The organism is Robertmurraya sp. FSL W8-0741, assembly GCF_038004005.1.
In the GTDB taxonomy this organism is placed as follows: domain Bacteria; phylum Bacillota; class Bacilli; order Bacillales; family Cytobacillaceae; genus Robertmurraya; species Robertmurraya siralis.
The window spans coordinates 1,046,164-1,059,377 of record NZ_JBBOQG010000001.1 but is presented as its reverse complement, the minus strand read 5'-3'; the positions used below and the strand labels follow the sequence as shown (position 1 = coordinate 1,059,377).

Here is a 13,214-nt window from a genome sequence, read left to right as displayed (position 1 = left end):
TATATCCCTCCTCTTATCATTATTCTTCCCAATCTAGTGATTCTAGAAACCTGAACACATCCTCATGAAGCTGATCCTTCTCTTTATCAAAGGTAATAACATGACCAGATTCTTCATACCACTTGATTTCTTTTTCTGGCGATTCTATTTCGTTATAGATAATATTAGCACTTTCCGTGTTGATCATTTTGTCATGGCGTGCTTGGACAACAAAAGTTGGTGCGTAGATCATATCGATGTTCTTTCTGACTTCAGCAATCAATTCTTGCAGCGCCTTTAACGTCTTCATTGGCGTCTTTTGGAATTGTTCCATCTCTTCCTCGATTTGTTGCGCTGATTTTCCTTCCCGCTCTTTATACTCGCGGGCGTATTCTAGAACTCCTTTGTACATGACTTCTTCACTCTTAAGAAACATCGGTGCACACATCGGTACAATTCCTTTAATATGCTCAGTGTAACCCAATTTCAAAGAAAATACGCCACCTAGTGAAAGCCCCACAACGGCCATTTCATTGTAGCCTTTATTTTTTAAAAAATGATATCCTTCCATGACGTCCTGCCACCAATCATCTGGTCCAGTATGGACAAGTTCTTCTGGCGGAACACCATGCCCCTTATATTGCGGTCCATAACAAGTATAACCTTTTTTTTCAAGGAAACGAGCCATCATACGGCAATCAGCACTATTTCCGGTAAAACCATGTAAAAATAAAACTGCTCTTTTTCCTCTTTCAAATAGAAAGGGCTTTGGTTGAGAAATTTTCATATGTGTATACTCCTTTATCACAAACATTCCTCTCTTAGTTTAAACAATCGAAGTCGGTTCAATCCACTGAAAGGACTCAGGTTTAGCATGGTGACTCGTTCTTATTAGCGCAAAGCAAGATTCGTTTTTTGGGTGAATCTATGCCATGATGAAATAAATTTGAAAAAAAAATGAACGCAAGAGAAGAATCCATCGTCTTATAGATGTGCAGACAGAAAGGAGGCATCTACGTGGAGCAAGATGATGATATATCCCTCATACACAAAGCAAAGCTGGGAAACGACGAGGCATTCGCCCTTCTTTTTCATCGGCATTATTCTTTTTTATTTAAATACTTACTAAAGCTTACCTTAAACGAAGAAGCAAGCAAAGAACTGGCTCAAGAAACGATGATTAAATGTTATACCAATCTTTCTTCCTTTAAAGGGAAAGCAAAATTTTCAACATGGTTGATTTCGATTGCATCCCGTCTCTACATTGATGCTATCCGCAAGCAAGAAAGAGAACGGAAAAAGATAGACCGTATCGAACGAAGCCTCTCACGTCAGTTAAGCTGGGTCGCCAATTCTAGAGCTGTTGAGTGGAGTGACACTTTTACAGATTTCAACCAACTCGATGCGGATGTGAGAACACCTATCTTACTTCACCATTACTATGGCTATACCTATGAAGAGATTGGCAGGATGCTTGGCATTCGTACAGGCACCGTCAAATCAAGGGTCCACATTGGAATACAACGTTTACGAAAGGAGTGGGAACGATGAATGAAAAAGAACGCTTCACACAGTTAAAAGAAGACTGGGAGCAGCTCGATAAACTTAGCAACCATTCGACTCCGTCCACTCATGAGCTTAAAGAACAGCTGATCATCGCCAAAATGGAACAAAGGAGAGCATTCCGCAAAGAACTAAGTCTCTTTATTTTGACTGCACTGTTTATTTTGAGCATCTTCACGGTGGCTGTACTTAAAGCACCTGTCATTTTTATTCTGACACAAATTGTTGCACTCATTGGAGCCCCCATACTTTTCTTCTTTTTAAAAAAGACCCTTCGGAAGGAAGAATTTTATCATGAATGAACAAACATTATTCATCTTGTTATTACTCTTACCTTTCGTTTTAGCACAAAGCATTCTGCTCTTTATTGACGCCAAAAAAAGAAGAAGCTATCCATGGTTTTGGGGAATATGGGGGCTCATCCAAATCCCGATGCCAACCGTGTTCTATTTCTTATTCGTCATCCTTCCTAACAAAAGAAAACAAAATAGGAGTGATTAAAATGGGAGAAATCAACTGGGCTATTGTGACGCCCTTGCTAATTTTACAAGCGATCCTTGCAATTGCAGCTTTAGTGAACTGTCTCAAACAGGAGGAAACGACCGGGCCGAAATGGATGTGGTGTATGATCATTGTCTCCATTAGCATCTTTGGACCGATACTCTATTTCATTATAGGACCAAAAAAAGAATAGAATAGGAGCCAAAATCATGCTAGTTAATATTCAGAACTTAACGAAAACATATAAACAACATCAGGCAGTTAAAGGAATCTCTTTTCAAATCGAAAGAGGGACATGTGTAGCACTACTCGGTCCAAATGGAGCCGGTAAAACAACGACCTTGCAAATGCTAGCGGGATTACTAGCTCCCACTTCTGGGAAAATCCAATTTGCTAAAGCTGCATCTACCGATTTCAGACAGCGAATTGGCTTTCTTCCTCAGCATCCTACTTTTTTTCCATGGATGACTGCCAAAGAATTTTTACAATTTGCCGGAAAGCTATCACAGCTCTCAAAATTAAAGCTTGAAGACAAAATTACGGAGACGCTAGAATTCGTCAGTTTAAAAGATGTTCGAAACAAAAGGATCGGTGGTTTTTCAGGTGGGATGAAGCAAAGGCTTGGACTTGCTCAGGCACTCTTGCATGAGCCAGATCTTTTAATTTTGGATGAACCTGTATCCGCTCTAGATCCCAATGGCAGACGAGACGTTCTTGAAATTTTAAGCAAATTAAAGCGCGAAATGACCATTCTTTTTTCAACCCATGTTCTTCATGACGCCGAGCAAGTTTGCGATTCGGTCATGATCCTGAAAGAAGGAAGCATTATGTGGGACGGAAGCTTAGACTCGCTCAAAAATAGTCAGGCCTCCTCGGCCGTTCAAATTAAAACAGCAGAAAGCTTGGAAAATGTATTCGAGGATCTTGTCATGGTTGAGTATATTGACACAAGCACGGTAACCCTTTTTCCAGCCCCTGCTTTTGACACCAATCTACTCTTGCAAAGACTTATGGAAAAAAAGCGCACCCTTGTACATTTTGAACGTTTGCAGGATTCCCTAGAGGACGCTTATATGAAGGTGATGAACCAATGAGAACATTTATAACACTACTACAGAAAGAATTAATGGAAAACTTCCGAAACGGAAAATGGATTTGGCTTCCGATTGCCTTTATGATAATCGGCATCTCACAGCCAATCACGACCTATTATATGCCACAAATTTTGGAAAGCGCGGGAAATCTACCTGAAGGCACCGTGATCGAAATTCCTACTCCTCCGGGCTCAGAAGTTTTAGCAGCTACTTTAAGTCAATTCGGAACGGTCGGCTCATTGCTCTTCGTTCTTGCAGCTATGGGTGTGATCGCAAATGAACGCCAAAGCAGAGCGTTAACACTCGTTATGGTTCGCCCAGTTTCTGCCTTTCAATATATAGCTAGCAAATGGACAGGTCAAATATTGATTGCTCTTATTGCGTTTGTATTAAGCTACGGGCTTACCTTTTATTACACAAACCTGTTATTTGAGCCAGTCAGATGGGAATTCCTCTTCTCTAGCTTTCTCATCTATAGTCTTTGGATCATTTTTCTCATCTCTGTAACGATTTTAACCGGTACGCTGCTCAAGTCTGCAAGCGGAATCGCAGCAGTTAGTGTTTTGACCGTAGGCGGGCTTTCCGTTATAAGCAACCTTTTCAGCAAATTTACCGCCTGGAGTCCAACCAATCTCAGGGCACATGCTGCCGCCATCCTAATGGACGGAAAGCTGTTAGAGAATAGCTTAACCGTCATTTTAACAACAAGTGCTTTAACGATATTATGCCTACTCCTGGCAACTATGCGCTTTCGACGATTTGAGCAATACTAAACGGAACATCGCATATATGTCGTGCTAATCGTAAATATTTTTTTGCTATCCGCTGAGGTTAAGCCACCAAGCAAAGCGTCGAGCTTTAACCCCAACGTTGAACCCCACGAAAAAACCTGACCAACTTGTTGATGGTCAGGTTTTAAATATTTCTAAACTCCTAAATAAGCGACAACAAATGTTAAAATGAAAAATAACACAGATAAAATGATGGTAGCGCGGTGGAGAATTAAATCAAGTCCACGTGCCTTTTGCTTTCCAAAAAGCTGCTCCGCTCCACCAGAGATGGCACCTGAAAGGCCTGCACTTTTTCCTGATTGTAAAAGTACGACAGCAATTAAAGCAATTGATACAATAACTAATAATGTAATAAATAGAGTATGCATGAAGTCCACCTCCTGAAACGAACATTTCACAGTATCTTATATTTTATCATACTTTAAATTTTTGAACAATAGAGGAGTTTAAATCCAGTTGGCGAATACTTTAATAAAAAGGAGTGTTGCTATTGCAGATTAAAAAATTGATGATCCCCGCTAAAGTTGTTGCTCTTGAATGCTTGCTCCGACGGCTACACGAATCCCACCCAAAATATTCCGAAATTGAAGCGGACTATGCCCGTTTCTTAAAAGGGTATCGAGGAGAAAAAGCTGTCGCCTACTACCTTAATTTTTTACCAGATAAAAAGTTTTATCTCTTTCATTCTCTCCGTCTCCCTAGTGGAAAGTCCCATTTTCAAATGGATCACCTTCTCCTCACAACGCGCTTCGCCCTCATCCTCGAATGTAAAAACTTCTTCGGAACGCTTTTCTTCGATGACTCCTTCAATCAAATGATCCGCATCGCAAACGAAAAAGAAGAAGGCTTTCAAGATCCCATCTCTCAAGCAAAATGGCATCAGCAGCAATTAAAAAGTTTTTTTCACTCCCGTAACATTTCTCTACCTACCGATTACTTTGTCGTCATTAGTAATCCCTCCACGATCGTGAAAACAAATCCACAGAACCGCCAAGCTCTGAAAAAAGTCATTCATGGGCATAGTTTATTGGATAAAATAGCTGAAGCAGATCGCATGTTCCAAACTGAATTATTTGATCCAAAAGAGGTACGAAATTTAGGCAAACGGCTGTTAAAAAGTCATGTGGAAGAGGAATTTGATGCACTGGAGAAGTACAGGCTGAGGAAGAGTGAAATTTTAACTGGAGTCCGGTGTCCACAATGCGAACGGATACCTATGATAAGGAAAAACAGGACATGGTTTTGCAGCGAGTGTAGAACAAAAGACAAAAATGCGCATGTCTCTGCTGTAGAGGATTATTTTCATTTGTTCGGTGCGTCCATAACCAATAAACAATTTCGAGATTTTGTGCATTTGGAGTCCGAGGATACTGCAAAAAGACTATTAAAATCTTTGAACCTACCAACAAAAGGAGCTAATAAAGGTAGAAAGTATCTCAAACCTTGAAACTAAAGACTGCGTAAATAGATATATCGGCGATTATTTAAATATATCGGCGAAAAATAAGTTTTATCGGCGAAAATCAGAATATATCGGCGAAAAATAGGTTTTATCGGCGAAAAAATCAATATATCGGCGAAACGTCTAAATAGCACAAAAACCCACCAAAAAGGCGGTCCCTCCAAAGGGATCGCCTCATCAAATTTTACTTCTTCAAATTATAAAAGCTCTTTAACCCATCATAGATAGCTAAATCGCCAAGCTCGTCTTCGATGCGTAGTAATTGGTTGTACTTCGCGATACGGTCTGTACGAGACATGGAACCTGTTTTGATTTGACCAGCGTTTGTCGCAACGGCGATGTCAGCGATTGTCGCGTCTTCTGTTTCACCAGAACGGTGTGAGACAACTGCTGTGTAACCAGCGCGCTTTGCCATTTCGATTGCATCAAAGGTTTCAGTAAGGGTACCGATTTGGTTAACCTTGATAAGGATTGAGTTACCGACGCCTTGTTCAATCCCTTGAGCAAGCTTCTTCGTATTCGTTACGAATAAGTCATCTCCAACTAATTGAACCTTGCCGCCGATGCGCTCAGTTAATAGTTTGTGACCTTCCCAGTCGTTTTCATCTAAACCGTCTTCGATTGAGATGATTGGGAATTCATTTACTAGCTCTTCATAGAAAGAAACCATTTCAGCTGAAGTTAAGCCTGTGCGGCCTTCACCAGCTAGGTCATACTTCTTCGTTTCTTTGTTGAAGAATTCAGAAGAAGCAACGTCCATACCAAGGTAGATATCTTTTCCTGGCTCATAGCCAGCAGCTTTGATTGCTTCGATAATAACTTCAAGTGCTTCACGGTTAGAACCAAGGTTTGGCGCGAATCCACCTTCGTCACCAACAGCAGTATTTAAACCTTTGCCAGATAAAACTTTTTTCAATGCGTGGAATACTTCAGCACCCATACGGATTGCTTCTTTGAAAGTTGGCGCACCAACAGGTAAAATCATGAACTCTTGGAAATCAACGTTGTTATCAGCATGAGAACCACCGTTGATGATGTTCATCATTGGAGTTGGTAATTGCTTCGCATTGAAGCCGCCAAGGTAACGGTATAATGGAAGACCTACGAAATCTGCTGCTGCATGAGCACAAGCCATAGATACGCCAAGAATGGCGTTTGCTCCTAGCTTTCCTTTGTTTTCAGTACCATCCAATTCGATCATTAAACGGTCAATGCCCACTTGGTCTGTTACATCTAAACCAATTAATTCCTCAGCAATAATGTTGTTCACATTATCCACTGCTTTTTGAACTCCCTTGCCAAGGTAACGTGACTTGTCACCGTCACGAAGCTCAACGGCTTCGTATTCACCAGTTGAAGCACCAGATGGTACTAAAGCGCGACCAAACGCACCAGATTCAGTTAATACTTCTACTTCTACAGTTGGATTACCACGGCTATCTAGCACTTCACGTGCATATACATGTTGGATATAAGGCATATTCATCTCTCCTAAAAAAGTTATTTTTTAATTAAGCTCGTACCAGTCATTTCGGCAGGTTTTTGCAAATTCAATAAATCAAGCATCGTTGGAGCTAAGTCTCCAAGAATACCATCGTTACGAAGCTCTAATCCTTCCTTCGTCACAATAACCGGAACGGGGTTAGTCGTGTGGGCAGTCATCGGATTGCCTTCCATCGTAATGACTTCATCGGCATTTCCGTGGTCAGCCGTAATAATCGCGGCGCCGCCCTTTTGTAAAATTAAATCCATGATGCGACCAAGACACTCATCAACTGTTTCCACAGCTTTAATCGTTGGCTCAAGCATTCCAGAATGCCCTACCATGTCAGGGTTCGCAAAGTTTAAAATAATCGCATCAACACTGTCAGCTTCAATTTCAGCCAATAAAGCATCTGTTACTTCATACGCGCTCATTTCTGGCTTCAAATCATATGTAGCAACCTTTGGTGAATCGATTAAGATGCGCTTTTCACCAGGAAATTCCGCTTCACGCCCTCCACTCATAAAGAACGTTACATGGGGATATTTCTCTGTTTCGGCAATACGAAGCTGCTTCAGCCCGTTTTGCGATAACACTTCACCAAGAGTATTATCTAAGTTTGTTGGTTTAAATGCAACATAACCATCTACTGTTTCACTAAAATGAGTCAAACAAACAAAATGAAGGTTATGCGGATGCTTCGGTCCACGATCAAAAGAACGGAAATCCTTGTTCGTGAACGTATTGGAAATTTGAATCGCACGGTCAGGACGGAAATTATAGAAAATCACAGCGTCATTATCCTCAATCGTTGCGACCGGCTCGCCATTATCCTTTGTGATCACAGAAGGAAGAACGAATTCGTCGTAGATTCCCTTTTCATAAGAATCCTCGATTAATTGTAATGGGTCCGTATAGCTTGGACCTTCACCATACACCATGGCTCGGTATGATTTTTCAACCCGCTCCCAGCGCTTATCGCGGTCCATAGAGTAGTAACGACCAGAAATCGTTGCGAACTCACCGACTCCATACTCTTTCATTTTTTCGAGAGCTTCCTTAATGTATGTAGGTGCCGTTTGTGGTCCAACATCACGGCCATCTAAAAAGCCGTGAACATACACCTTTTCTACTCCCTTATCTGCCGCTAGCTTTAGCAAAGCATACATGTGCTGAATATGGCTGTGCACTCCGCCATCAGAAAGCAACCCGAAAAGATGAAGACTTGTGCCATTTTTTTTCACATGGTTAATCGCATCATTAAAGGTTTCATTTTCGCCGAATTCTCCGTTGCGAATGGCCAAATTTACGCGAGTTAAGCTTTGGTAGACGATTCGTCCAGCCCCTATGTTTAAGTGCCCTACTTCCGAGTTCCCCATTTGCCCATCAGGCAAACCAACAGCCTCACCAGAAGCCGTTAAATGAGAATGGGGGAATTGCTTCCAAAGCCGATCAAAATTGGGCTTGTTTGCTTGAGCAACGGCATTCCCTTTTACCTCATCACGACAAGCAAACCCGTCCAAAATAATTAATGCTACAGGTGCTTTACTCATATTGGCCTGCCTCCAATAATTGAAGGAATGAGCTTGCTTCTAAGCTTGCTCCCCCAACGAGGGCCCCATCAATATCAGGCTGTGCCATATACTCTTTAATATTAGCAGGCTTTACGCTACCGCCGTATTGAATGCGGACAGCATTCGCCACATCTTGAGAAAATTGTTCAGCGACAACGGTGCGGATATGCGCACATACTTCGTTGGCATCCTCTGCAGTCGAAGATTTACCTGTTCCAATTGCCCAAATTGGCTCATAGGCGATAACCGTTTGCTTCACTTGCTCTACCGTTAACCCAACTAACGCTTGTTTCACCTGATTTCCAACAAGCTCATTTGTTTGCCCATTTTCACGCTCTTCTAATGTTTCACCACAGCAAACAATTGGTGTTAACTGATGCTTGAACGCAGCTAATGTTTTCTTGTTTACAGCATCATCGGTTTCATTGAACATTTCACGACGTTCTGAATGTCCAAGAATGACATATTTTACGCCTAGATCAGCTAAGGCCACAGGACTGATTTCGCCTGTATAAGCACCGCTTTCTTCAAAGTGCATGTTTTGAGCACCAATTTCCACATCATATTCCTTCGAAAGTTCAACTAAACTATCTAAAAATAACGCAGGTGCACAAATAACAGAGTCCACTTTTTCTTTTGCTGGCACTAAGCCTTTTACTTCCTCCAAAAAGCTTTTCGCTTCAGAGAGCGTTTTATGCATTTTCCAGTTTCCTGCAATAATTGGTTTACGCAAAAGAATTCATCCTTTCAACTTATTGGCTATTTTCATAAACACTCAGTAGCCGATTTTAACGCTAAAGATTGATTTGAAGCTCTCGAATCGACTCTCCAGATCGAACTAATTTTCTTTAAATAGCAACAAGAGAAGAGCCCTCTTATTTATCATTAAGAGCAACAACACCCGGCAGCTCTTTCCCTTCCATAAATTCTAAGGAAGCGCCACCGCCTGTAGAAATATGGCTCATGCGATCCGCAAGATGGAATTTTTCAACTGCAGCTGCAGAGTCGCCTCCACCAATTACAGAATATGTATCGTTTGCTTCAGCTAAGCTTTCTGCTACCGCTCTTGTACCACCAGCGAATTTATTCAATTCAAATACACCCATCGGTCCGTTCCAAATGACAAGCTTTGAGTCTTCAATCACTTTTGCATAAAGTTCACTTGTCTTTGGTCCGATATCAAGTGCTTCCCAGTCTGCAGGAATTTCTTCAATTGGAACAACCTTTGTATTAGCATCCTCAGAAAAGTCATCTGCTACGATCACATCAACTGGCATTAAAAATTTAACGCCCTTATCTTCAGCCTTTTTCATGAACTCTTTCGCTAGCTCAATCTTATCCGCTTCTAAAAGAGATTTCCCAACCTCATGGCCTTGAGCCTTTACAAATGTGTAAGCAAGCCCTCCGCCAATAATTAAGTTATCCACTTTTTCTAAAAGATTATCAATGACACCGATTTTGTCTTTAACCTTCGCTCCGCCAATAATCGCTGTAAAAGGTCTTTCAGGATTAGACAACGCTTTACCAAGTACGTCTAATTCTTTTTCCATTAGGAGGCCTGAAACTGCTGGCAAATGGTGTGCGATTCCTTCGGTAGAAGCATGAGCACGGTGAGCAGCACCAAATGCGTCATTGACGTACACATCTGCTAGCTCAGCAAAGCTTTTCGCTAATTCCGGATCATTTTTTTCTTCACCAGGATAGAAGCGAACATTTTCAAGAAGAAGAACATCGCCCTCGTTCAACTTTGCTACTTCAGCTTGAACTGCTTCACCATAAGCTTCGTCCGTTTTCTTTACTTCTTTGCCAAGCAATTCAGACAAACGCTTCGCTACTGGAGTTAAGCGCAGCTCTTCGACGACTTGACCTTTTGGACGACCTAAATGACTCGCTAACAGGACCTTCGCACCTGCATTAACCAAGTACTGAATCGTCGGAAGCGCCGCTTTAATGCGAGTTTCATCGGTAATTTGCCCATCTTTCATCGGCACGTTAAAATCCACTCGGCAAAAAACGCGTTTCCCTTTTAAATCAATATCCTTGACACTCTTCTTGTTCATTTTGAGACCTCCTTGTTATCGGGGATTACATAGAAAAAGGAGAGGGGGAATCTTCCCCGCTCCCCGCTTTTTCGTTATTCGGCCTATTAACACTTTATAGCCATGCACAAATGGTGGAAAATTTATGCACCCTTTCCCTTACCATTATAGACTACAAATGTGAATATCCAATTCATTTTGACAAGAACTTTATGAAAAAATGGTTAAATTATAGACCTTTTTGTGCAAGATAATCTACTAGGTCTACAACACGGTGAGAGTAACCAGACTCATTGTCATACCAAGAGATCACTTTTACCATGCTGCCTTCCATTACCATTGTAGAAAGAGCGTCGATTGTTGAAGAATTAGGGTTACCGTTGTAGTCACCAGATACTAGTGGCTCTTCGCTGTAACCAAGAATTCCTTTTAATTCGCCTTCAGCAGCTTCTTTAAGCTTAGCATTTACTTCTTCAACCGTTACGTCTTTATCAAGCTCAGCAACTAAATCTACTAAAGAAACGTTTGGAGTTGGAACACGCATTGCTCCACCGTTTAATTTACCTTTTAATTCAGGTAATACTAAAGATACAGCTTTTGCAGCACCAGTTGTTGTAGGAATGATGTTTTCAGCAGCTGCACGTGCACGACGGTAATCTTTATGCGGTAAATCAAGAATTTGTTGGTCGTTTGTGTATGAGTGAACAGTTGTCATCATACCACGCTTAATGCCGAAGTTATCGTTAAGAACTTTAGCGAATGGAGCTAAACAGTTTGTCGTACAAGATGCGTTAGAGATCACATGATGGTTTGCTGCATCGTACTTATCATGGTTAACACCCATAACGATTGTAATATCTTCATCAGATGCTGGAGCAGAGATAACTACTTTCTTTGCACCTGCTTCTAAATGTTTCGCAGCGTCTACACGCTTTGTGAAACGACCAGTAGATTCAACAACGACTTCAACGCCTAGGTCGCCCCAGCCAAGTTGAGCCGGATCGCGTTCAGCAAGAACTTTAATCTTGTGGCCGCCTACTACTAAAGAATCTCCGTCAACAGAAACTTCTTCGTTAAGAATTCCGTGTACGGAATCATATTTTAAAAGGTGCGCAAGCATGTTTGCATCAGTTAAGTCATTAACTGCTACAATCTCAACATTAGGATTTTTTAAAGCTGCACGTAATACGTTACGACCTATTCTACCAAAACCATTAATACCAACTTTTACTGCCATTATTTTTTCCTCCTCAAATTTATAAATTAGGCTAAAATTTTAGCCCGATTAAGTAAAATTCACATTGTGAAATTTACATATTCAATAATTCCTTTGCTGCGCCCTCATCCGTTATTAAAATCGTATTTGGCCGCACTTGCTTCATATAGGAGCGAATCGCTTTTGCCTTCGAAGCTCCTCCAGCTACCGCAATGACATGTTCAACATTTGCTAAATCGTCCAGCTGCATTCCAATTGTATGGACTTTATGAACGATTTCCCCCGCTTCATTAAAGTAATAACCGAATGCCTCACTAACTGCTTTACGTTCAATCAGCTTCGCCAGATCCTCAGGACTTGTCTTTCGACGTTCCGCCATTGTAATAGCATCTCCAATCCCGTGCAAAACAATGTTAGCTGATTTAATTAAGGTTAGTACGTCATGAATAAGCGGTTCTTTCACAATCGTTTGATACATTTCACTGCTTACCTGATCAGGAACATAGAGAACACGGTGTTTGGCCTGTGTTCTTTCAGCCATCTTCGCACAAATGGTGTTAGCTTGATTTTGTACATCTTCGCCAATCCCACCTCTTGCAGGGACAAAAACCATTTCCTTGCTTAATTCAGGAGTCAACATTTCTGCAACAGCAGCCATGGTCGTACCCCCAGTAACAGCAATAATATTTTCTCCTGCAAGTATGCCTTTCATACAAATGGCACATGCCCTGCCCAATTCACTTTTGACCCAAGGGGAATCATCGCTATTTCCTGATACAATGATGACTTTTCCCACACCAAGGCTTTTCTTCACTTGAATCTCCAATGAATTCAGACCTTTAAGCTCTCTCATCGTATTCGTGAGTCCCTCTAATACCTTTTTTCCTTCAGTAGTTAAGCTCATCCCCACGTTAGCGATACGAATAAGATTCTGCTCTTTCAGCAGCGAAACCTCAGCCCGGAGAATTCTTTCCGTTATCCCTAAGCTTACGGATAAACTCCTTCTCCCAACCGGCTCCATCAAACTTATGTACTGCAAGATGTCGAATCTTCTTTGCATAACAGGAAGTAAATCAGGTAATAATCTTTTTTGAATGTCAATCAATGAATATTTCATGATTTGCTCCTTTTTTTCGAGTGGTCTTTTTTTGTCCCCTATGGACATATAATGTCCCGCTTGAGTCAAAAAAAATCACCCTTGCCACGCTTTCATTTTAGCAGAGGTGATCTGAGATTTCAACTTAAATAGCTTGAATTATTTTTCCTTAATACTTGTTCAACAAAAAGTTCATCAATTTGCCCAAACTGAATCTCTTCTCCATTAATTTCTACTACTGGAATCATGATTCCGTACTTTTCCGTCAACTCGTCACTGCTGTCAATATCGGCTTCAATATAATGAAAATCATATCTCTCTTTCAATTTTAAAAGAATCGCCTTCGCTTTCTCACAAAGATGACAGCCATTTCTTGTGTATAGTTTTACAATTGTTTTCACCTTAATCCCCTTATT

Annotated in this window: 16 protein-coding genes; 7 read left to right on the top strand and 9 right to left on the bottom strand. The window is 41.1% G+C overall.

The window, feature by feature from the left end:
• Window positions 1-19 precede the first annotated feature (19 nt).
• Window positions 20-766, bottom strand: a complete 747-nt coding sequence (locus NST02_RS05085) for an alpha/beta hydrolase (RefSeq protein WP_137744339.1) — start codon at window positions 764-766, stop codon at window positions 20-22.
• A gap of 230 nt (window positions 767-996) precedes the next feature.
• Between NST02_RS05085 and sigY the strand changes: the two genes are divergently transcribed.
• From sigY to NST02_RS05055, 6 genes are read left to right on the top strand one after another with little or no spacing between them, the layout of a single operon-like run.
• Entirely contained in the window at window positions 997-1,530 is a 534-nt protein-coding gene (sigY, locus tag NST02_RS05080) for an RNA polymerase sigma factor SigY (RefSeq protein ID WP_095310160.1), read from the top strand.
• A complete protein-coding gene (locus NST02_RS05075; RefSeq protein WP_137744340.1) occupies window positions 1,527-1,844 on the top strand; it encodes a YxlC family protein in 318 nt (105 codons plus the stop codon). Before sigY ends, NST02_RS05075 begins: the two co-directional genes overlap by 4 nt.
• Window positions 1,837-2,043 carry a transcriptional regulator gene (locus tag NST02_RS05070; protein ID WP_137744341.1) on the top strand — a complete coding sequence of 69 codons (207 nt, stop codon included), beginning with the start codon at window positions 1,837-1,839 and terminating at the stop codon, window positions 2,041-2,043. The genes NST02_RS05075 and NST02_RS05070 overlap by 8 nt, the downstream gene beginning before the upstream one ends.
• Before the next feature lies 1 nt (window position 2,044).
• Complete coding sequence (locus NST02_RS05065) at window positions 2,045-2,236, top strand: PLD nuclease N-terminal domain-containing protein (protein WP_137744342.1); 192 nt, start codon at window positions 2,045-2,047, stop codon at window positions 2,234-2,236.
• Window positions 2,237-2,252: 16 nt separating this feature from the next.
• On the top strand, window positions 2,253-3,137 hold the full coding sequence (locus tag NST02_RS05060) for an ABC transporter ATP-binding protein (RefSeq protein ID WP_340948269.1): 885 nt from the start codon (window positions 2,253-2,255) through the stop codon (window positions 3,135-3,137).
• Window positions 3,134-3,910 (top strand): ABC transporter permease, encoded by a 777-nt coding sequence (locus tag NST02_RS05055; RefSeq protein ID WP_340948268.1) that lies wholly within the window; start codon window positions 3,134-3,136, stop codon window positions 3,908-3,910. Before NST02_RS05060 ends, NST02_RS05055 begins: the two co-directional genes overlap by 4 nt.
• Window positions 3,911-4,062: 152 nt before the next feature.
• On the opposite strand, the gene secG is transcribed toward NST02_RS05055, so the two are convergent.
• Entirely contained in the window at window positions 4,063-4,296 is a 234-nt protein-coding gene (secG, locus tag NST02_RS05050) for a preprotein translocase subunit SecG (RefSeq protein WP_137744345.1), read from the bottom strand.
• Between the two features lie 122 nt (window positions 4,297-4,418).
• Here secG and NST02_RS05045 point away from each other — a divergent pair, with 122 nt between their 5' ends.
• Window positions 4,419-5,375, top strand: a complete 957-nt coding sequence (locus NST02_RS05045) for a nuclease-related domain-containing protein (protein WP_137744346.1) — start codon at window positions 4,419-4,421, stop codon at window positions 5,373-5,375.
• 199 nt (window positions 5,376-5,574) lie between these two features.
• Here NST02_RS05045 and eno read toward each other — a convergent pair whose 3' ends face one another.
• The 7 genes from eno to NST02_RS05010 form a co-directional block, all read right to left on the bottom strand.
• Entirely contained in the window at window positions 5,575-6,870 is a 1,296-nt protein-coding gene (gene eno / locus NST02_RS05040) for a phosphopyruvate hydratase (RefSeq protein ID WP_137744347.1), read from the bottom strand.
• Window positions 6,871-6,890: 20 nt separating this feature from the next.
• Entirely contained in the window at window positions 6,891-8,426 is a 1,536-nt protein-coding gene (gene gpmI / locus NST02_RS05035) for a 2,3-bisphosphoglycerate-independent phosphoglycerate mutase (RefSeq protein ID WP_137744348.1), read from the bottom strand.
• Window positions 8,419-9,180 (bottom strand): triose-phosphate isomerase, encoded by a 762-nt coding sequence (gene tpiA, locus NST02_RS05030; protein WP_340948261.1) that lies wholly within the window; start codon window positions 9,178-9,180, stop codon window positions 8,419-8,421. Before tpiA ends, gpmI begins: the two co-directional genes overlap by 8 nt.
• A 142-nt stretch (window positions 9,181-9,322) precedes the next feature.
• Window positions 9,323-10,507 (bottom strand): phosphoglycerate kinase, encoded by a 1,185-nt coding sequence (locus tag NST02_RS05025; RefSeq protein ID WP_212933711.1) that lies wholly within the window; start codon window positions 10,505-10,507, stop codon window positions 9,323-9,325.
• Between the two features lie 208 nt (window positions 10,508-10,715).
• Window positions 10,716-11,723: a type I glyceraldehyde-3-phosphate dehydrogenase gene (gene gap, locus NST02_RS05020; RefSeq protein WP_137744350.1), complete on the bottom strand. Its 1,008-nt coding sequence runs from the start codon at window positions 11,721-11,723 to the stop codon at window positions 10,716-10,718.
• A gap of 73 nt (window positions 11,724-11,796) precedes the next feature.
• Window positions 11,797-12,819, bottom strand: a complete 1,023-nt coding sequence (locus tag NST02_RS05015; RefSeq protein ID WP_137744351.1) for a sugar-binding transcriptional regulator — start codon at window positions 12,817-12,819, stop codon at window positions 11,797-11,799.
• A 119-nt stretch (window positions 12,820-12,938) separates the two neighbouring features.
• Window positions 12,939-13,199, bottom strand: coding sequence for a glutaredoxin family protein (locus tag NST02_RS05010; protein WP_244988920.1), 261 nt, complete (start codon window positions 13,197-13,199; stop codon window positions 12,939-12,941).
• Window positions 13,200-13,214: the final 15 nt, after the last annotated feature.

Bases quoted from the DNA above. Each gene is read 5' to 3' on its own strand.
- NST02_RS05085 (WP_137744339.1), bottom strand. From the start codon at position 766: ATGAAAATTTCTCAACCAAAGCCCTTTCTATTTGAAAGAGGAAAAAGA.
- NST02_RS05075 (WP_137744340.1), top strand. From the start codon at position 1,527: ATGAATGAAAAAGAACGCTTCACACAGTTAAAAGAAGACTGGGAGCAG.
- NST02_RS05070 (WP_137744341.1), top strand. From the start codon at position 1,837: ATGAATGAACAAACATTATTCATCTTGTTATTACTCTTACCTTTCGTT.
- NST02_RS05065 (WP_137744342.1), top strand. From the start codon at position 2,045: ATGGGAGAAATCAACTGGGCTATTGTGACGCCCTTGCTAATTTTACAA.
- NST02_RS05060 (WP_340948269.1), top strand. From the start codon at position 2,253: ATGCTAGTTAATATTCAGAACTTAACGAAAACATATAAACAACATCAG.
- NST02_RS05055 (WP_340948268.1), top strand. From the start codon at position 3,134: ATGAGAACATTTATAACACTACTACAGAAAGAATTAATGGAAAACTTC.
- secG (WP_137744345.1), bottom strand. From the start codon at position 4,296: ATGCATACTCTATTTATTACATTATTAGTTATTGTATCAATTGCTTTA.
- eno (WP_137744347.1), bottom strand. From the start codon at position 6,870: ATGCCTTATATCCAACATGTATATGCACGTGAAGTGCTAGATAGCCGT.
- gpmI (WP_137744348.1), bottom strand. From the start codon at position 8,426: ATGAGTAAAGCACCTGTAGCATTAATTATTTTGGACGGGTTTGCTTGT.
- NST02_RS05025 (WP_212933711.1), bottom strand. From the start codon at position 10,507: ATGAACAAGAAGAGTGTCAAGGATATTGATTTAAAAGGGAAACGCGTT.
- gap (WP_137744350.1), bottom strand. From the start codon at position 11,723: ATGGCAGTAAAAGTTGGTATTAATGGTTTTGGTAGAATAGGTCGTAAC.
- NST02_RS05015 (WP_137744351.1), bottom strand. From the start codon at position 12,819: ATGAAATATTCATTGATTGACATTCAAAAAAGATTATTACCTGATTTA.